The 18,667-nt window shown below is 68.9% G+C and carries 18 protein-coding genes; 10 read left to right on the forward strand and 8 right to left on the reverse strand.

What is annotated here, in order from left to right; translation table 11 throughout:
• The first annotated feature begins 14 nt into the window (after nt 1-14).
• Entirely contained in the window at nt 15-611 is a 597-nt protein-coding gene (locus JOD67_RS26100; RefSeq protein ID WP_205120331.1) for a DUF4126 domain-containing protein, read from the forward strand.
• A gap of 60 nt (nt 612-671) precedes the next feature.
• Entirely contained in the window at nt 672-1,910 is a 1,239-nt protein-coding gene (locus JOD67_RS26105; protein ID WP_205120332.1) for a phytoene desaturase family protein, read from the forward strand.
• On the opposite strand, the gene metF is transcribed toward JOD67_RS26105, so the two are convergent.
• Nucleotides 1,907-2,824, reverse strand: a complete 918-nt coding sequence (metF, locus tag JOD67_RS26110; protein WP_205120333.1) for a methylenetetrahydrofolate reductase [NAD(P)H] — start codon at nt 2,822-2,824, stop codon at nt 1,907-1,909. The genes JOD67_RS26105 and metF overlap by 4 nt on opposite strands.
• A 169-nt stretch (nt 2,825-2,993) precedes the next feature.
• Here metF and JOD67_RS26115 point away from each other — a divergent pair, with 169 nt between their 5' ends.
• Nucleotides 2,994-4,055: a polyprenyl synthetase family protein gene (locus tag JOD67_RS26115; RefSeq protein ID WP_307782554.1), complete on the forward strand. Its 1,062-nt coding sequence runs from the start codon at nt 2,994-2,996 to the stop codon at nt 4,053-4,055.
• A gap of 77 nt (nt 4,056-4,132) precedes the next feature.
• On the opposite strand, the gene JOD67_RS26120 is transcribed toward JOD67_RS26115, so the two are convergent.
• The 3 genes from JOD67_RS26120 to JOD67_RS26130 all read right to left on the reverse strand — a co-directional run bounded on the left by JOD67_RS26120 (nt 4,133) and on the right by JOD67_RS26130 (nt 5,793).
• Nucleotides 4,133-4,894 carry a mechanosensitive ion channel family protein gene (locus JOD67_RS26120; RefSeq protein ID WP_205120335.1) on the reverse strand — a complete coding sequence of 254 codons (762 nt, stop codon included), beginning with the start codon at nt 4,892-4,894 and terminating at the stop codon, nt 4,133-4,135.
• An 81-nt stretch (nt 4,895-4,975) separates the two neighbouring features.
• Entirely contained in the window at nt 4,976-5,404 is a 429-nt protein-coding gene (locus JOD67_RS26125; protein WP_205120336.1) for a barstar family protein, read from the reverse strand.
• Entirely contained in the window at nt 5,401-5,793 is a 393-nt protein-coding gene (locus tag JOD67_RS26130; RefSeq protein WP_205120337.1) for a guanyl-specific ribonuclease, read from the reverse strand. The genes JOD67_RS26125 and JOD67_RS26130 overlap by 4 nt, the downstream gene beginning before the upstream one ends.
• 37 nt (nt 5,794-5,830) lie before the next feature.
• Between JOD67_RS26130 and JOD67_RS26135 the strand changes: the two genes are divergently transcribed.
• Both JOD67_RS26135 and JOD67_RS26140 read left to right on the forward strand, forming a co-directional pair.
• Nucleotides 5,831-6,574, forward strand: coding sequence for a hypothetical protein (locus JOD67_RS26135; RefSeq protein ID WP_205120338.1), 744 nt, complete (start codon nt 5,831-5,833; stop codon nt 6,572-6,574).
• A 120-nt stretch (nt 6,575-6,694) separates the two neighbouring features.
• On the forward strand, nt 6,695-8,185 hold the full coding sequence (locus tag JOD67_RS26140; RefSeq protein WP_307782555.1) for an IS1380 family transposase: 1,491 nt from the start codon (nt 6,695-6,697) through the stop codon (nt 8,183-8,185).
• Between the two features lie 310 nt (nt 8,186-8,495).
• Here the strand turns inward: JOD67_RS26140 and JOD67_RS26145 are convergent, their stop codons facing one another.
• The 3 genes from JOD67_RS26145 to JOD67_RS26155 all read right to left on the reverse strand — a co-directional run bounded on the left by JOD67_RS26145 (nt 8,496) and on the right by JOD67_RS26155 (nt 10,616).
• Complete coding sequence (locus tag JOD67_RS26145; RefSeq protein WP_307782556.1) at nt 8,496-8,864, reverse strand: Rv2175c family DNA-binding protein; 369 nt, start codon at nt 8,862-8,864, stop codon at nt 8,496-8,498.
• On the reverse strand, nt 8,857-10,050 hold the full coding sequence (locus tag JOD67_RS26150; protein WP_239554052.1) for an NAD(P)/FAD-dependent oxidoreductase: 1,194 nt from the start codon (nt 10,048-10,050) through the stop codon (nt 8,857-8,859). Before JOD67_RS26150 ends, JOD67_RS26145 begins: the two co-directional genes overlap by 8 nt.
• A 191-nt stretch (nt 10,051-10,241) precedes the next feature.
• Entirely contained in the window at nt 10,242-10,616 is a 375-nt protein-coding gene (locus JOD67_RS26155) for a hypothetical protein (protein ID WP_205120339.1), read from the reverse strand.
• A 266-nt stretch (nt 10,617-10,882) separates the two neighbouring features.
• Here JOD67_RS26155 and pknB point away from each other — a divergent pair, with 266 nt between their 5' ends.
• From pknB to JOD67_RS26180, 5 genes are all read left to right on the forward strand, one after another.
• The gene (gene pknB / locus JOD67_RS26160) at nt 10,883-12,844 is read left to right on the forward strand and encodes a Stk1 family PASTA domain-containing Ser/Thr kinase (protein WP_307782557.1); all 1,962 of its coding nucleotides are present in this window, start codon (nt 10,883-10,885) and stop codon (nt 12,842-12,844) included.
• Nucleotides 12,845-13,265: 421 nt separating this feature from the next.
• Nucleotides 13,266-14,174 carry a DMT family transporter gene (locus JOD67_RS26165; RefSeq protein WP_205120340.1) on the forward strand — a complete coding sequence of 303 codons (909 nt, stop codon included), beginning with the start codon at nt 13,266-13,268 and terminating at the stop codon, nt 14,172-14,174.
• Nucleotides 14,175-14,781: 607 nt separating this feature from the next.
• Entirely contained in the window at nt 14,782-15,609 is an 828-nt protein-coding gene (locus JOD67_RS26170; protein ID WP_307782558.1) for a carbohydrate ABC transporter permease, read from the forward strand.
• Between the two features lie 99 nt (nt 15,610-15,708).
• On the forward strand, nt 15,709-16,551 hold the full coding sequence (locus JOD67_RS26175) for a carbohydrate ABC transporter permease (RefSeq protein ID WP_239554053.1): 843 nt from the start codon (nt 15,709-15,711) through the stop codon (nt 16,549-16,551).
• Nucleotides 16,552-16,563: 12 nt separating this feature from the next.
• Nucleotides 16,564-17,907 (forward strand): ABC transporter substrate-binding protein, encoded by a 1,344-nt coding sequence (locus tag JOD67_RS26180; protein WP_205120346.1) that lies wholly within the window; start codon nt 16,564-16,566, stop codon nt 17,905-17,907.
• A gap of 51 nt (nt 17,908-17,958) precedes the next feature.
• Here JOD67_RS26180 and JOD67_RS26185 read toward each other — a convergent pair whose 3' ends face one another.
• On the reverse strand, nt 17,959-18,615 hold the full coding sequence (locus JOD67_RS26185; protein WP_307782559.1) for a molybdopterin-dependent oxidoreductase: 657 nt from the start codon (nt 18,613-18,615) through the stop codon (nt 17,959-17,961).
• Between the last annotated feature and the right edge of the window lie 52 nt (nt 18,616-18,667).

Here is an 18,667-nt window from a genome sequence, read left to right on the forward strand (position 1 = left end):
GTAGAACCTGCCCCGTGACCGAGTTCCTCCCGCTCGTCTTCACCAGCGGCTGGGCGAGCGGCGTGAACGCGTACGCGACCGTGCTGCTGCTCGGCCTGCTCGGCAGGTTCGCCGGCATCGACGGCATCCCGCCGGCGCTGGAACGCACCGAGGTCCTGATCGCCGCGGCCGCGCTGTACGTGATCGAGTTCGTCGCGGACAAGATCCCCTACATCGACTCCGGCTGGGACGCGATCTCGACCGCGATCCGGCCCACGGTCGGCGCGATCCTCGGCCTGCTGATCGTCGGCGACGCGACCAGCCTCGAGCAGGCGATCGGCGCGACCATCGGCGGTTCGTCCGCGCTCCTCAGCCACCTCGCGAAAGCCGGCATGCGGCTAGCAGCCAACACCTCCCCCGAACCGGTCAGCAACATCGCGCTGTCGGTCACCGAGGACTTCTCCGTCGCCGGCGTGATCACCCTGGCGGTCTTCCACCCCGTGCCGGCCCTGATCATCGCCGCCATCCTCCTCGTCGTCTCCGCCACCCTCGTCGTGATCCTCGCCCGCAAGGTCCGCCGCGGCTTCCGCCGATGGCGACAACGCCGAAGCCAGGCGTTAGCAAGTCCATAGCCGGTCGCTGCCTGCCAAACCGGGAGTTGGGCTGGCCAGAACCGTGTAGGCTCCCGGCCCGTGGCGCGAGTCGTGGTGATCGGCGGCGGATTCGGTGGAATGGCTGCGGCGGCACGGCTCGCCAAGCTCGGTCACCGGGTGAGGTTGTTCGAACGCACCGAGCAACTCGGGGGCGCCGTACGCAAGGTCGAGCAGGACGGTTTCAGCTGGGACATCGGCCCCACCGCGATGACCCTCCCCGCCGCGATCAGGGACACGTTCCGCAAGTCCGGACGTCCGCTCGAGCAGGTCCGCGACCTCGTCCCCGTCGAGACCCCGCGCTGGCACGTCTTCCAGGACGGCAGCGCGATCGACCTCCCGATCCAGAGCCGATCAGGCCAGCGCGCCGAGCTCGAGCAGACGCTCGGCAAGAGCGCCGCCGACGCGTGGGAGCTGACGATCGACCAGCTCGGCCCCACCTGGGAGCTGCTCAGAGCGCAAGCCCTCGAGCAGCCCTACAAGGGCATCCGAGCGCTCGGCGTCAAGGGCGCGAGAACGCTCGCCCCGTGGCGCAACCTGGCCGAGCTCAAGCTTCCCGACGAACGTCTCCGCGCCGTCCTCGAGCACCATCTGATCGTCACCGGCACCGACCCGCGGACCGCCCCCGCCTACCTCGCCGTACACGCGTACGTCGAGCGCACGTTCGGCCTCTGGACCTGCGAGGGCGGCCTCACCGGGCTCGTCGACGCGTTCGTCAGGCGGCTCGCCGAGCGCAAGGTCGACGTACGTCTCGGAGCACCGGTCGCGAAGATCACCAGCAAGAACCGCACCATCACCGGCGTCGTCCTCGAAGACGGCCGGGAGATCACCGCCGACCTCGTCGTCGCCGCAGACGGCACCGCCGACCTGCGTACGGGCGACGTGCGGCTCACCTGCATCGGCGTCGACCGCCAGGCGCCCGTGCTGCCGCACGAGACCGTCGTGCACGGCGATCCTCTCGTGGTCGTACGTGCGCCACAAAGCCAACGGGCGTGGACGATTCTCTGCTACGGCGAGGGCGATCCGCTCGACCTGCTCGCCGATCGCGGCATCGACATCCGCCCGTACGTCCTTACCCGACGCGACCTCCAGACCCCGCAGTACGGACCGCCCTGGTCGTGGCGCACGCTCACCCCGAACAGGGACCCGCACACCCACGGCCTGTTCCATGTCGGCGGTACGACCAGGCCCGGTCCCGGACTCCCCTACGTCATGCTCGGCGCCGCGCTCGTCGCCGAGGACATCGGCAAGGCGCAGCGCCAGCAGGCGCAGGCCAACTAGCTGACCGGCGAAGGCGCCACGTTCGCGTAGATCTCGCGCGTCGCGGTCGACCTGTTCAACGTGTAGAAGTGCAGCCCCGGCGCTCCGCCGGCGAGCAACCGCGAGGACAGCTCCGTCGCGACCTCGATGCCGACGGCGCGTACGGCGTCCGGGTCGGACTCCACCGAGTGCAGCCGATCCGCAAGCCAGGAAGGGAATTCGGCACCGGACAGCAGCGCCATCCGTTCGATCTGCATCACGTTCGTCACCGGCATGATGCCGGGGATGATCGGAATCGTGCAGCCGTACCGAGCGGCGCGATCGACCAGCGCGAAGTACGCGTCGGCGTTGAAGAAGAACTGCGTGATCGCGTAGTCCGCGCCCGCTTCCGCCTTACGGGCAAGGAATCGAGCGTCGGAGTCCAGGTCCGAAGCCTCGGGGTGCTTCTCCGGGAACGCCGCCACACCGACGCAGAAGTCGCCGAGCTCACAAACCAGCGACACCAACTCGTCGGCGTGGTCCAGCCCGAGCGGATGCCGTACCCACGGCTGCCCCAGCCCACCGGGCGGGTCGCCGCGCAGCGCGAGCACGTTGCGCACCCCAGCGTCGGCGTACGCACCGACGACCGAACGGATCTCCGCGCGCGAGTGCCCCACACAGGTGAAGTGCCCGACCGGCGTCAGCGTCGTCTCCGAGGCGATCCGCCCGGTGATGCGCACCGTTCGTTCGCGCGTCGTGCCGCCCGCGCCGTACGTCACCGAGACGAACGTCGGCGCCAACGGCTCCAGCTCGCGCACCGCGCGCCACAGCTGCTGCTCGCCGGCGTCTGTCTTCGGCGGGAAGAACTCGAACGAGAACGAACGGTTGCCGCCCGCCAACAGCTCGCGGATCGTCGTAGCACCACCCGGCAGGGTCGAGGGAAGTCCGAGAGCCATAACCGCAAGGCTAGCCAGCCCCCGTGTCACCGGGGACGTCCGTTCCAGCCACTGAGCGGAGCGCTTGGGTCGGGGGCACCCTCGTCCCGACCTATGGGACCGGGGTGCCCCCGACCCAGTCCGCCAACGCAGGCCCGCTGGACCGATGGCGGCGACTAGGCTGCGCTCCGTGTCACACAGTGAGCAGCTTCGATCGCGGGTCGAGCAGGAACTGCGGAAGTTCCTGCGCGAGCAGGGCGAAGAGCTGACCGGCGTCGACGACAACCTCGTGCACCCTCTCGAGCTGCTGGCCGACCTGCTCGCCGGCGGCAAGCGGCTGCGGCCCGCGTTCTGCTACTGGGGCTGGCGCGGCGCGGGCGGCGAGGACGGCGACGAGATCGTGACCGCCGCCGCAGCGCTCGAGCTGCTGCAGGCGAGCGCGATCCTGCACGACGACGTCATGGACGACTCCGACCTGCGCCGCGGCAAGCCGGCCGCGCACCGGCGGTTCGCCACGCTGCATCGCGAGAGCGGCTGGTCCGGCTCCGACGAGGCGTTCGGCCGCGGCGGCGCGATCCTGCTCGGCGACCTGTGCCTGTCCTGGTCGGACCAGATGCTGCGCCAGAGCGGCCTGCCCGCCGAACGGCTGCTCCCCGCGATGAGCTACTTCGACACGATGCGCGCGGAGGTCATGGCCGGCCAGTACCTCGACCTCGTCATCCAGGGCTCCGGCGCGGAGTCCTCGCTGGAGTTCGCGTTGCGCGTCCTGCGGTTCAAGAGCGCGAAGTACACGGTCGAACGGCCGCTCCAGCTCGGCGGCGCGCTCGCCGGCGGGACGCCGGAGCTGCTGGCGGCGTACTCCGCGTACGGCCTGCCGCTCGGCGAGGCGTTCCAGCTCCGCGACGACATCCTCGGTGTGTACGGCGACCCCGCGGTCACCGGCAAGCCGGCGGGCGACGACCTGCGCGAAGGCAAGCGGACCGTGCTCGTGGCGAAGACCCGCGAGAACGCGACTCCCGAGCAGGCCGAACGACTCGAAGCCTGCCTCGGCGACCCGAAGCTCACCACCGAGCAGGTCGCGGACGCGCGGGAGATCATCGTCGCGACCGGTGCGCTCGCCGCGGTCGAGCGGCTCATCGACGAGCTCACCGATCAGGCGTACGCCGCCCTGGCCGCGGCGCCCGTGGTGGACGACAGGGCCAGGACGGCGCTCGAGCAACTCGTCACCGCGGCGACGAAGCGCTCGCTGTAACCGGCTCGGCCGATTGAATGAAGGGCACCTTCATCTCAACCTATTGAATGAAGGTGCCCTTCATTCAAACGTGGCCGCTACTTGCGCCATGCCTCCTGCGGCGGAGGCTGCGCACCGGCGCCACCGGTCGGGGGCTGCATCGGCTGCGGAACGGTCGGCTTGGCTTCGCCCGACGGCTTCACGTTCGCCGAGTCTTCCTCGATCCGGTTGAGCCACTTTCCCCAGCGATCCTGCATCGGTCGCACCAGTCCGCCGCCGATGCCGATGATCAGCACACCGGCGATCGTCGCCAACACCGCGGTCAGCACCGAGCTGGTCACGAAGCCCGCGACGCCGATCTGGTTCAGCGCGGCCACGACACCGAGGCCCATGATGAACACAGCAACGATGTTCGCCAGCATCCGACCGTACGACACCGAAGACAGCGCGCCTGTCAACACGTCCTTGACAGCGTTCGCGATCGCGCCGGCGATCACCACGATGATGATCGCGACCGCGGCCCTCGGCAGCCAGGACACGATGCTGTTCAGCGCATCGCTGATCGGGTTCGTCCCGAACACCGCGAACGAAGCCTGCAACACGATCAGCAGCACGAAGTAGTACAGCAGCTTCGCGACGAGCTTGATCGCGTCGTAGTTGCTCCGTTCCAGCATCCGGCCGAGGCCGCTCTTGTCCACGGCGCGGTCGAAGCCGACCTTCCGCAGTCCGGCTTCGGCGAACTTCGCGAGCATCTTCGCGATGAACCAGCCCACGACCAGGATCACGAGGAACAGCGCCAGCTTCGGCACGAACGTCGCGATCGAGGACCATGCTTGGCTGAGGCCGCCCATGATGTCCATGGAGTCTCCTCCTACTGTCATTTCGGGCAAAACGCCTGAAAGAGTGACGCCTTTGTACCCGATTTAGGAGGAGCTACACCGTTAACGTCCGAAATGCGGTAACTCTCCGTCATCGGCGTCCCGGCGCAGCAGCAGGACGAACGCGCCGAAGCCTTCCTGCGTGGCCCGCTCGCGGAAGATGTCGAGCGCGGTCCCGTACGTCTTCGGGGCTTCGCTCGCGAGCCGTTCGAAGCCGTCCCACAGCACCAGCACGCCCCGGCCGCCCGACACGTCGCTGAGACTGTCGGCGAGCGCGTCGAAGTTGCGGCCGAAGTACGCGGGCAGCTCGAACGCGGTCGCGACCGCGTCCAGCAGCCCGGACTTGTCCTCGACGCCGGACGTGTCCAGCAGCACGAACCGCCAGCCCGCGTCCGAGCAGGCGACCGCGACGTCGTCGATCGAGAGCGCCGACGGCCAGTCGTACACGCCGGAGCTGTGCTCGCCAGTCAGCAGGGAGACGAGGCCCTTCATCGGCGGATCCTCCGGAAGCTCTGGTAGTGGTCGTCGGTGTAGTAGAGGGCGTCGTCGTCGCCGGCCACGATGCGCCGCGCGCCGCGGTCGTCCTCGCCTGGCGTCGGGACGGTGTACTCGCGATAGAACCCGTTGCGCTGCTTGGGCAGCAGCTTCTCCCGGTTGCCGAACGTCTGGTCGTCCTGCCGGTACGGGAACGGCCCGCCGTCGTCGATCAGCTCGACCGTCTCGCGCGCCTCGGGCGGCAGCTCGGCGAGCTCGACGAACGCCAACCCACTCGCCGTGTCCGTCGGAGCGCTTGTCGGCGCACTCGTCGGCGGGGCGGCGACGCCGCACCCCACGAGGAAGGCGGCGAGCGCCGCGACGAGCAGCGCGATCCGTAGTCGCATGGGCGCACATCGTAGGGCCAGTCGTAGAGTCGATCTCATGCGCGCCCGAGGCATGGTGGTCGTCTCCGTCGTTCTCACTGCCCTTCTCGCCGGCTGCGCCGACGACACTCCGACCGTGCGGGCACCGGTCGAGACGCCCACCGAGACGCCCAGCCCGAGCCCCACGGTGTCGATCGTGTACCCGCCACCGGAGCCGCCGGCACCACCGTCACCGACAGGTCCGTCCGGCCCGCTGCAGGTGACGAAGGGCATGACCAAGCCCGGATCGAGCCTGCGCTTCGGGCAGAAGGCGGTCGTGCCGATGCGCTACCGCGACAGCTTCACCGACACGTACTCCGACGGCGTCGTCACCGTCACGGTCCAACCGATCCGGCGAACGTCGACCAAGAACCTCGCGGGCAACTTCGACCAGAAGAGCCGCGACCTGCTCAAGGGCAAGTACGTCTACTACGCCCGCGTCGACATCGCGCTCGTCAGCGGCGACCTGTCGGCCGCGGTCACGCCGTCGCTCGAGGGCGTACGCAGCCGGGGCCGCGGCCCGGCGTTCGCACTCATCGGCGGCGAGCTCGAGACGATCTGCCCGGAAGGCTCCGCCCCCAGCTCGTTCGACGTGAAGGGTGCCCGCTGGGCCACCTGCGCGATCGCCGTGGGCACGGGATCCAGCCCGATCCGCGGCTTCGTGTGGGACGAGCCGCCGTACGGCAAGGAGCTCCAGCTCTTCGACGACGCGCCGCCGCAGTTCAACGACTACTACGACCTCGGCGGCATCACCTGGCGCTAGCCTCGAGATTTCATCTGGTGGTGGGGTGAGTCGGCGTGTAACGCACGGAAGTGCCTGTCTGGTGGGGGATTCTTGGCTTGTCGAAGGTCAAGGTCCGCCGCGCAGAGAGGCACTCCGTAGGTGAAGCGTAACCGAGGTCGGCGTCTGGTTTTGGATCCTGTCCGCGAGTCGTTGATCTCGTCGTCGGGTGCGGTGTTGGTGCGGCAGACGGTCCGGGTCGCCGGGTTGGACCGGGAGTTGTCGGCGGCGTTGTCGCCGTGGCGTGCGGCGCGGGCGAGCCATGATCCGGGGAAGGTGCTGCTGGATGTGGCCACGGCGGTGGCGTTAGGTGGGGACTGCGCGGCCGATATCGCCGTGGTGCGGGCCCAGCCGGAGCTGTTCGGGCCGGTGGCGTCGGATCCGACGGTGTCGCGGCTGATCACCACCCTGGCGGCCGACGTCGACACGGCGTTGCCGGCGATCCGGGCCGCCAGGGCTCAGGCCCGGGCGGTCGTGTGGGGTCGGCGGCGGCCGCTGGCCGGGACACCGGGCAGCCGGAACGGTGGGCAGGTGATCGTGGACCTGGACGCCACCCTGTCGACGGCGCATTCGGACAAGGAACACGCCGCGCCGACGTTCAAGAAGACGTTCGGGTTCGCGCCGATGTGCGCGTTCGTCGACCACGGCGAACACGGCACCGGCGAGACGCTGGCTGTCGATCTGCGGCCGGGGAACGCCTCACCGTTCAACAGCGCCGACCACATCACCTGCCTGGATGCGGCGTTGGCGCAGCTCCCCTCCTCCGAGCGTGGTCAGGTGCTGGTCCGTGCCGATGCCGGTGGCGGGTCGAAAGCGCTGCTGCACCACATCACCGACCTCGGTCTGGAGTACTCGATCGGGTTCCCCGCCCACGGCCCCGTGCAGGCCGCGATCGCCGCCATCCCCGACGACGCCTGGATCGACGCCATCAACGCCATCAACGCCATCAACGCCGACGGTGAACCCCGCGACGACGCCCAGGTCGCCGACCTCACCCCCTGGATGCCGGCCCCCACCACACCAACCCGCTCACCCGCCCGGTTCGGGCCGCAGCACTGGCCCGACGGGATGCGGGTGATCGCCCGCCGGGAACGCCCGCACCCCGGCGCCCAGCTCCGGCTGACCGACCGTAACGGGTGGCGGATCACCTGCTTCGCCACCAACACCCCCACCAACACCCCCACCAACACCCCCATCAGCACCCCCATCAGCACCCCCATCAGCACAACAGGGCCGGGCTGGACCGTGGACGTCCTCGAGCTTCGGCACCGGCTGCGCGCCCGCTGCGAAGACCGCATCCGCGGCCTCAAGGACACCGGCATGCGCAACCTGCCCTTCCATAGCTACGCCCAGAACCAGATCTGGCTCGAGATCGTCGCCCTCGCCGCCGACCTCCTCACCTGGACCCAAACCCTGGCCTGGCACACCCACGAACCCGCCCGCCGGTGGGAACCCAAACGACTCCGCCTCCGGATCCTCACCGTCGCCGGACGCCTCATCCACAGCGGCCGCCGGCGCCGACTCAGACTCCCCCGCGACTGGCCCTGGAACCACCTCATCGACACCGGCTGGGCCACGCTCCACGCCACCTAGCCACTCAGCCCTAGACCCGACCACCAAGGACCAGGAGAACCGGCGAACCCAGCGCCGGGGACCTCCCCCTGCCCACGCCACACGCCGACGACAACCCCGCCAAAACCCCAACTCACCAAGCCACGTGAAAGATCGAGGCTAGGGCGTGTCTCTCAAATATCGCCGGGCGCGCGACACCCCACATCCCGCCTGGCCGCGGTCCAGCTCGTCACCCATATAACCAATATGAGTTCCTCCTGCACCACGCCCAGCCGGGCGCGGGGCGCCGCGCGCACGCGCGCCCTTGCCGACGCTCTTTGAGAGACACGCCCTAGAAGCCGAGGACCTGGGCCTCGCGGTGCACCTGCTTGCGCCGGTTCTCCACCAGCGCCGCGATCGGGGTGCTCCCCAGCAGGTCGGTCTCGGTGAAGAGCCAGCGCACGGACTCCTCGACGGTGTAGCCCGCGTCGTTGAGGAGCGTCAACGTGCCCGCGAGGCCCTTCACGACCTCGTTCCCGACCAGGAACGCGGCGGGAACGTGCGCCACCCCGCGCTCGCCGTACGGCAGGGCCACCAGCTCGCGCTCGCGGATCATCGTCTTGACCTGGGTCACCGACAGGCCCAGCCGCTCGGCCACCTCGGGCGCGGTCAGCCACCCGGGCACCAGGGTCTCCAGCGTGGCGACGTTGTTCTCAGTCACGCTGAAACTCTGCCACGGTTGCCTTCACCATGACGGCCGGGTCCGCGAGCTTGTCCACATCGAGCGGGACCGAGCCCTCCGCCAGGCGGCGGCCCTGGACGAAGTCGCGCGGCTGATCGACCGCGAGCACGGCGGCGACGCAGGACCGCGAGTCCAGCCAGAACGCCGACCAGCCCTCGCCGGTGGCCGGGTCGCCGCGCCAGACCAGCTTGCCCTTCGACTCCGGGCCGAGATTCCCGGCGAACTGGATCATCCGGCCGAACTGCTCGCTCCAGACGTACGGCACCGGGTCGTACTCCTCGGCGCCGCCGAGCAGGTTGGCTGCCGCGACCGCGGGCGAGCGCAGCGCGTCGTCCCAGTGCTCGCCGCGGATCCGTTCGCCGTACCGCGGCGACCAGCGCGCGACGAGGTCGCCGACCGCGTAGACACCCTCGACGCCGGTCGCGAGGTCCGCGCCGACGAGCACGCCCCGGTCGACGGGGATCGGCGAGCCCTCCAGCCAGCCGGCCGCCGGCCGTACGCCGACGCCGACCACCACGACGTCGGCTTCCAGCGAGGAGCCGTCGACCAGTGACACCCCGTCTGGCCCGACCTCGGCGACAGCACAGTTCGTCCGCAGCTCGACGCCCGCGGCGGCGTACCAGGGCACGAAGTGCGAAGCGATCTCCGCCGGCAACGCGTGCGCGACGGGCGTCGCGGCCAGCTCCAGCACGGTCACCTGGCAGCCGTGCTTGGCCGCTGCGGTCGCGACCTCGGCACCGATCCAGCCCGCGCCGACGACCACGACCTGCGCCCCCTCGCGCAGGCTCGCGCGGAGTGAGAGCGCGTCGGTCTTCGTCCGCAGGTAGCGCCCGCCCGTCCCAGGCAGCCGCACCGGCTCGCTTCCGGTCGCGAGCACCAGCCCGTCGTAGGCGAGGTCGCCGACCGAGGTCTCGACCACGCCTGAGCGCAGGCCGGTGGCGTGCACGTTCGGCCGCAGCTCGATGCGGAGCTCGTCCAGCGAGAACGTCAGCGACGTGTCGTCCTGGTTGCCGAGCAGCACGGCCTTCGACAGCGGCGGCCGGTCGTACGGCTGGTGCTCCTCGGCACCGACCAGCACCAGCTCGCCCTCGTACCCCTGCCGGCGCAGCGCCATCGCCGCATGCGTGCCGGCCAGACCGGATCCGACGACCACTACCCGTTGCATGTTTCGAGCTTAGAGTGGCGGGCGTGCCGGTCAGTCAGGCGTATGCCGACGGGAGTCGGCTGAGCGCATCTCGATCTACCAGTGGAGCAGCCGGCGGTCGGACCTAGCCTTGATCTTTCGTCCGGCGGTGGGTTCGACCGATCCGCCCCGCCCTGGGGCCAATGATCATGTAAACATGATCAGCCGCCGCTTTACGTGGGGTGGACGCCAGGTAGAGCGGCCACTGGCCGGGTAAGGCGACCACGACGCTTCCCGTCTGGCCGCGGTGCACTCGGCGGCGCGACCGGCCCGGTGCTCGACGTCGGCTGGGGCAACGGCACCTGCGCAAACCGGCCGCGGAGCGAGCGCGAGGATCTGCGGGTCGTTCCGATCGACCTCTCCCCCGGCCTGCGCCCGGAGGTCGTCGGCGAGGCGGACCGGCTGCCGTTCGCGACCGCGTCGGCCGGCGCCGTGCCCGCGGCGTCGCCGACCCGCCGCCGTACCCGCGGATCGACGGCTCGTTCCTCCTCCACGACGCCAGCCGCCTGCTGGCGGACGCGTTCGACCAGGTCGAGTCGGGCGAGCACCGCACCGAGATCGTCGTCCCCGGCGCCGACCCCGTGATCGCGTTCGTCGACAGCGTGGGCGGCGACCAGACCGGGACCTGCCGCCAGGCGTGACCTGGCCCGACTACCTCGCCGCGGCCGCCCGCAGGGTGCGCGACAAGGTCGAACGGACCGGCGCGTACCGTCTCACCGGTCATGCCGGCGTGCTGACGTCGACCGGGGCAAGGCGGGCATTATCGGCGCGGCAACCAAAGCACACTGGGTAGCCGTCCTTACACTCGAACGGCGTGAGGAGGGAAAACTCTGTGGACGTGACCGTCACCGACCCGCTCGTCGGGCGCCTGCTCGAGGGCAGGTACCGCGTCGGCAAGCGCGTCGCGCGCGGCGGTATGGCGACCGTCTACGAGGCCCTCGACACCCGCCTGGACCGGGTCGTCGCGATCAAGATCATGCACTCCGGGCTCGGCGACGACGCGGAGTTCGCGCACAGGTTCGTCCGCGAGGCGCGGTCGGCCGCCCGGCTCAGCCACCCGAACGTCGTCGCGGTCTTCGACCAGGGCGAGGACAACGGGACGCTGTTCCTCGCGATGGAGTACGTCCCCGGCCGTACGCTCCGGCAGCTGATGCGCGAGCGCGGCCCACTCCCCCCGGCCACGGCGCTGGAGCTGATGGAGAAGGTGCTGCAGGCGCTGGCCGCCGCGCACGACGCGGGCATCATCCACCGCGACGTCAAGCCAGAGAACGTTCTGCTCGGCAACGACGGCTCGGTGAAGGTCGCCGACTTCGGGCTCGCCCGGGCGATCTCGGCCGCAACGTCCGGAACGGCGACGCAGGGCCTGCTGATCGGCACGGTCTCCTACCTCGCGCCCGAGCAGGTCGTGCACGGCACTGCCGACACCCGCACGGACGTGTACGCCGCCGGCATCATGCTGTCGGAGCTGCTCACCGGCGCGAAGCCGCACGAGGGCGACTCCCCGATCCAGGTCGCGTACAAGCATGTCCACGAGGACGTTCCCGCGCCGTCCGGGCGCGTGCCCGGGCTGCCGCCGTACGTCGACGGACTCGTGCTCCGTTCGACCGCCCGCGACCACGACGTCCGCCCCGCCGACGCGCGGGTGTTCCTGCAGCACGTACGCCGCGCGAGGTCCGCGCTCGTGCAGGGCGTCGACGACCCGGAGCTGACCGAGGACCTCACGCTGTTCCGGCGCCAGATTGTCGACGACCCGCCGGGAACCGAGCACACGCGCGCGATCCCGATCGGCGCGCCGATGCAGGTCGACGAGTACACACCGACCTCGCCGCCGTTCCCGCCCGGCCCGCCGCCGGGCCCGCGCCAGGACTCGCGCCGGCAGCCGCAGCCGCCCAAGCGCGGTAAGGGACCGCTCGCGCTGCTGATCGTGCTGATCCTCACCGTGGCGGTCGGCGTCGGCGCCTGGTACGTCGGCATCGCCCGCTTCACCCGGGTGCCTCCGGTCACGAACGCCACGCAGCAGCAGTTCGCCCAGCTCGAGCAGGGCAGCGAGGTCGACCTGAAGACGGTCGGAACGGCGTTCTCCGAGGTGATCCCGAAGGGCCGCGCCGTCCGTTCGGAGCCCGCCGCCGGCAGCCGTGTCCGCAAGGGCTCGGTCGTGCAGGTGTGGGTGTCCAGCGGGCCGGAGCGCTACCCCGTGCCCAACCTGTCGGGCAAGACCGAGGTCCAGGCCAAGCAGCTGCTCGACCAGGCGCATCTCGCGGTCGGCCGGATCGGCCGCGAGTACAGCGACAAGGTCGACACCGGCCTGATCATCCGCTTCTCCCCCAAGCCGGGCACGCAGCTGCGCCCGAACGCCGCCGTCGCGTACGTCGTCAGCCGCGGCCGGAAGCCCGTCCAGATCCCGTCGGTGGTCGGTGACCGTTCCACCGCGGCCGAGAAGACGCTGAAGAAGGCCGGCTTCCAGGTCGTCGCGAGCGAGGAGTTCTCCGACACCGTCGAACGCGGCCGGGTGATCAGCCAGGATCCGCCGAACGGCAACGGCTACAAGGGCGACAAGATCCGCCTCGTCGTGTCCAAGGGCCCGGCGCTGGTGAAGGTGCCGAACGTCCGCGGCATGGGCGAGGAGGCGGCGAAGCAGCGGCTGCAGCGGGACGGCTTCAAGACCGACGTCCGCGAGAGCCCCCTGTACGTCGGCGTGCACTACGTCGTCGAGCAGTCCCCGAACGGCGGCCAGCTGGCACCCGCCGGCTCGACCATCGTCATCACGATCGTCTAACCCACCGGCGCACCCACCCACCGCGGTGATCATGAACGTGATCATGAAGCCGAACTGGTCGTATACGACGGGTTTGCCTTCATGATCACGTTCATGATCACGGGTAGGTGGCGGAGGTTGGGGTGAGGGGCACCCTGGTCCCAAAGGTTCGGACCAGGGTGCCCCCGACCCAGCTGCCGCGCCGCTTTGAATGAAGGGCACCTTCATTCAATAGGTTGAGATGAAGGTGCCCTTCATTCAATGCGCTCAGGGGTCGGCAACCCCGACAACGAGGTTCGCGACCTGGCTGTGACAAGCTGCGAGGCGTGCCGCGTCGTTCCGCTGTCCCGGTCGGGAGCCATGACAAGGCGCCCTTGCTTCGGCTCGAACCCACCGCTGGGCAAGGCCGTTCGCTTTGCGCCTCGGCCATGGGAACGATGCCATGAGCAGCGGCACGTCCCCGCAGAGCACGCGCACGACCACGCTCGCCGTTGTCGGGCTGGTCTCCGTCACGGCCGTCTGGGGCTCGACGTTCTTCCTCATCCGCGACCTGCTCACCCGCGTACCCGTCGTCGACTTCCTCGCCGTCAGGTTCGCGATCGCCGCGATCGTGCTCGGGGTCATCGCCCACCGCTCGGTCCTCAAGCTCTCCCGCGCGACGCGCAACCGCGGCGTGATCCTCGGCCTGGTGTACGGGGTCGCGCAGATCCTCCAGACCGCCGGCCTGGAGCACACCTCGGCCTCGGTGTCCGGCTTCGTCACCGGCATGTACGTCGTCATCACCCCGCTGCTCGCCGGCATCCTGCTCCGCAACAAGATCGGGCCCGCCGTCTGGATCGCGGTCGTCCTCGCCACGGCCGGGCTGGGTGTTCTCGCCCTACGTGGTTTCGCCTTTGGGTACGGCGAATTCCTCACATTGCTCGCCGCCGCGCTCTACGCTCTCCATATCGTCGGCGTCGGCGCGTGGACCTCCGCGAAGGACGCGCTCGGACTGTCCGTCGTGCAGATGGCAGTCATCGCCGTCGTCTGCCTGGTCGCGGCCGTACCCGACGGCATCACGATCCCGGACCGGAGCGCGGACTGGCTGTCGGTCATCTACATGGCGCTGATCGCCGGCGCGTTCGCACTCGTCATGCAGACCTGGGCGCAGGCCCATCTGCCGCCGACCCGGGCCGCGATCGTGATGTGCATGGAGCCGGTCTGGGCGGCCTTCTTCGCCGTGATGCTGGGCGGTGAGAACCTCACCGTCCGCATGCTGGTCGGCGGCGCGTTCGTCCTCGGCGCCATGTACCTCGCCGAGCTCGCTCCCCGCCGCCGGTTACCCGACGAGACACCTCATCTCCCGCTGTAGCCCCGTGGCCTCGTCGCAGCCGGCTCGTCGAAGAAGCCCAAAGTGAACGTCGGATCGTTATCTGCCAGGCGTTGGCGTGCGGCGAAACTGAGCGAGTCGGACTGCGACCAGGTACGCCTAGCGAGACCGAAATGGTCCCTTCGCGGCCTCCGACTCCCAGCATTCCGGGGTACCGTCTGATCTTGGTCGTCCCAGCGGACGGGATGTGCTTGCATCCGCCTGGGATCGCTACCATGCTTCGTCCCACAAGACACATACGGGGGGACTCGCGGGCCCTAGCGGCCGCGCGTGTTCCCCGTTTGGTTATGAAAGGGGCAGCACATGCGCGGGAGCCGGCCAAGGCTCGCCATGTGTCACTTCTCTTCGTCCCCTCGCTGGTGGCCGACACCGGACTCGTGTCTCTCCTCACACCCCACGGCCCGCTAGCCGGGTCCCGCGGGCAGGCGCTGCCGGTCGTACCGGACGCCAGTTGCGAATCGGAGGTACAACGTTGACAGCAACAACCGAACAGGTCCGGGAGGTCAGGCCGGCTCCCCGGGTTCGCAGGGGTTGGTCACCCGAGGAGAAAGCAAACCTGCGTAAGGGGCTGTTGTTCATCAGCCCCTGGGTGATCGGCTTCCTGGCTTTCGTGGTCTTCCCGATCGTGTACTCGCTCGCGATCAGCATGTTCCAGTACACGGGCTTGCAGTCGGCGCAGTTCCTCGGCCTCGACAACTACGGCCGCATGCTCGCCGACCCGTTGACCTGGACGTCGCTCGGCAACACGCTCTACTACTCGGCCTGGGCAGTGCCGGTCGGCCTCGTCGTCGCCCTGCTGCTCGCGCTGGCGATGAACCGGCAGGTACGCGAGGTCGTGGTCTACCGGACCGCGCTCTACATCCCCTCGCTGGCGCCGATCTTCGCGCTGTCGTTCATCTTCATCGTGCTGGTCAACCCCGGTACGGGTATCGCGAACCAGCTCATCACGCTGTTCGGTGGTCAGGAACGTGACCTGCTGGCCGAGCCGACGACCGCGAAGCTCGTGATCGTCGCGATGGCCCAGCTGGGCGCCGGCAACGCCGCGCTGATCTTCCTCGCGGGTCTGAACAACATCCCGCAGACGCTGTACGAGGCCGCCCGCATCGACGGCGCGAGCCCGATCCAACAGTTCGGCCGGATCACACTCCCGCTGCTGACCCCGGCGATCGTGTTCAACCTCATCACCGGCGTCAGCGGCGGACTCCAGGTCTTCACGCAGGCCTACATCATGACCAGGGGCGGACCGAACAACGGAACGTTGTTCTACATGCTCTACCTGTACCGAAACGCCTTCAGCTACGCGGACCTCGGCTATGCGTCCGCTCTGGCGATCGGTCTCTTCATCGTCGGTCTCGCGCTCGCGGTGATCCTCTACGGGGTGTCGCGCCGCTTCACGAACTATGAAGTCGCGGCTTGACCCGGCGTAGACCCCACCAGACCTGGAGAGAAAGAGACTTCGATGGCTGTTGACACTCAGACCGCTGAGCTTGGCCGGCACCGCGGCCAGGGTCCGGTCATGTCCGCGGGTGAAGCGCGGGCCAGGCTGATCTGGGACCGCATCGCGGTCCGCATCTTCCTCATCGTGATGTCGCTCGTCTTCCTGCTTCCGCTCTACTGGATGCTCATCACCTCGGTGAAGTCCAACGAAGAGCTCGGCATCACCCCCTCGACGATCTGGCCACAGCAGTGGCACTGGGAGAACTACACAGCCGCGTTCGACGCGTTCCCGTTCGCGACGTTCTTCGGCAACTCGCTCATCATCACCGTCCTCAGCGTGCTTGGCTCGGTGCTGTCCTGCCTCATCGCGGCGTACGGGTTCGCCTGCATCGAGTGGCGCGGCCGCGAGAAGGTCTTCTACCTCGTGCTCGCGACGCTGTTCATCCCGTTCCCGATCGCGATCATCCCGTCGTTCGACCTGTTCGCTTGGCTGGGCTGGATCAACACGTTCCTGCCACTGATCGTGCCGAACTTCCTCGGCAGTGCGTTCTTCATCTTCCTGCTGCGACAGTTCCTGCTGCAGATACCGAAGGACCACCTCGACGCTGCCCGCGTCGACGGCGCGAGCGAGTGGCAGATCCTCTGGCGGATCGTGCTCCCGATGTCGCTGCCGGCCGTCGCGGCGGTCGCGATCTTCACAGCGATCGGCTCGTGGAACGACTTCATTGGCCCGCTGCTGTACCTGCAGGACGAGTCCAGGCAGACGCTCGCGATCGGCATCCAGGCGTTCCGGACCAGCCATGACATTCAGTTCAACCAGCTCATGGCGGCGTCGCTGATGATCCTGCTGCCATTGGTGATTCTGTTCTTCGCGGCGCAGCGGTACTTCATCCGCGGCATCACGCTCGGCAGCTTCAAGTAAGGACACCGACTGATGAGACTTCGTAGTCAACTGAGGCGCCGGATCGGGATGACCGCTCTGGCCGTACTTCTCATCGCCGTCGCCGGTGCGTGTGCGCAGGCTCGGCCGAACACCGAGCTGCTGGTGTGGACCGTGCTGGGTGGCTCGGTCGAGCTCGAGGCGCAGAACGCCGTGATCGACGCGTTCGAGAAGGAGAATCCGGGCGTCACGGTGCAACTGGTGCCGAAGGCGGGCCAGTTCACCGGCGACAACGCGGCGCTGATCGCGGCCGTCCGCGGCAAGCAGTCGCCGAACGTGTACGTGATCGACCGGTTCACCACCGCGCAGCAGGCGTCGGTCGGTCTGCTGTCGAACCTGCAGACGTTCATCGACCAGGACGGCGACAACCTGCGCGACGAGTACCTGCCGTTCGCGGCCGACGAGGCGTCGTACAACGGCGACATGTACGCGCTGCCGTTCGACACCGACGCGCGCGGGGTGCTCTACAACAAGGCCGTGCTGCGCGACGCCGGCATCGACCCGGAGATCATGGACCCGAAGAACGGGGCGCTCACGATCGACGAGCTGATGGACCTCGGCGAGAAGATCAACCAGAAGGACAAGAACGGCAACTACACGCGGATGGGCTTCATCCCGTGGGACGGCCAGGGCTTCCACGCGACCTGGGCTTTGATCAACCACGCGGAGTGGTTCGACAACCAGACCTGCGACACGACGTTCCTCAGCCCCGGCTGGAAGAAGACCATGGAGGACTTCCAGTCGTGGTCGAAGGAACTCGGCTACCAGCAGGTGCAGGCGTTCATCGCCCGCGTACGACCGCCGAACCAGCCGCCGCAGCAGTCGCCGCTCTACACCGGCAAGATCGGTATGGCGATCGACGGCAACTGGTCGCTGCAGAGCATCAAGGAGTACGCGCCGAAGCTCGACTACGGCATCACGTACCTACCGGTGCCGAAGGAGGGCGACAAGCCGATCAGCTGGGCCGGTGGCTTCGCGGCCACGATGCCGAAGGGCGCGCCGAACCAGGAGCTGACCTGGAAGTTCATGAAGTACTTCGCCGGCGAGCAGGGCCAGCGGATCTACATGAGCAACCAGAGCAAGATCCCGACCTGGAAGTCGCTGCTGGAAGACCCGGAGGTCACGAAGGACCAGGGCATCTTCCCGAGCATGATGGCGGACACCCTGGCGCGTCCGGCCCTGCCGGTGGGTGCGCAGATCTCCGACGCGATGGACGCGGCCCAGTCCGGTGTGCTGCTCGGTGAGGAGACGCCAGAGAAGGCACTCGACATCGTGCAGGCACGGGTGGGTCCGAAGATGAAACAGTTCTGCCCGTTCACCTTGGGCAATCCGGAGTAGCTGAGATTTGGGGCGTCCCCTTCGCGGGGGCGCCCCTTTCTTGCTTTCTGGTCAGAAGATCGGCGGGCCGTCGCCGTGGTTCTCCTGGTGGGTGTAGCGGCCTTCCGCCCACGGGTCGGCGACGTTGTGGTAGCCGCGTTCCTCCCAGAACCCGCGCCGGTCCTCGGTGAGGTACTCGATCGCCCGGAGCCACTTCGGGCCCTTCCAGGCGTACAGGTGGGGAACGACCAGCCGGATGGGGCCGCCTCGTTCCCTCGGCAGCGGCTTGCCGCCGACGTGCGTGGCGAGCAGCGTGGTCGCCGCGGCGAAGTCGGCGAGGGTGAGGTTGGCGGAGTAGCCGTACTCGGCGTACACCATCACGTGGGACACGTCGGTGCGCGGCGGCGCGACCTCGAGCAGCGCGCTGCTCGGGATGCCCTCCCAGGTGAGGTCGAGCACCGAGAACCCGCTCACGCAGTGCAGGTCGGCGTAGACCGTACGATGCGGCAGCTCGTCCAGCACGTCCAGCTTCAGCACGTGCTCACTGCCCGAAGCGGTGGCGCCGGAGACCCGGATGTCCCAGTCCTCGAGCTTGCGCCGCGGGACCGGTCCGTAGTGCGTGACGGGCCAGTTCTCGGAGGGTCGCTGACCGGGCGGAACGCCCCTTCGAGCGTTCGCACTGGCCGCGAACGAGGTCGCGGCCGAGTCCTCTCCGCGCTGGCCCCGCACGAGAGTCAATGCTCCCAGACGCGCCTTCGACCGGTCACGCTGGGCCCCTCGC

This window comes from Tenggerimyces flavus, from assembly GCF_016907715.1.
Taxonomy (GTDB): Bacteria; Actinomycetota; Actinomycetes; order Propionibacteriales; family Actinopolymorphaceae; genus Tenggerimyces; species Tenggerimyces flavus.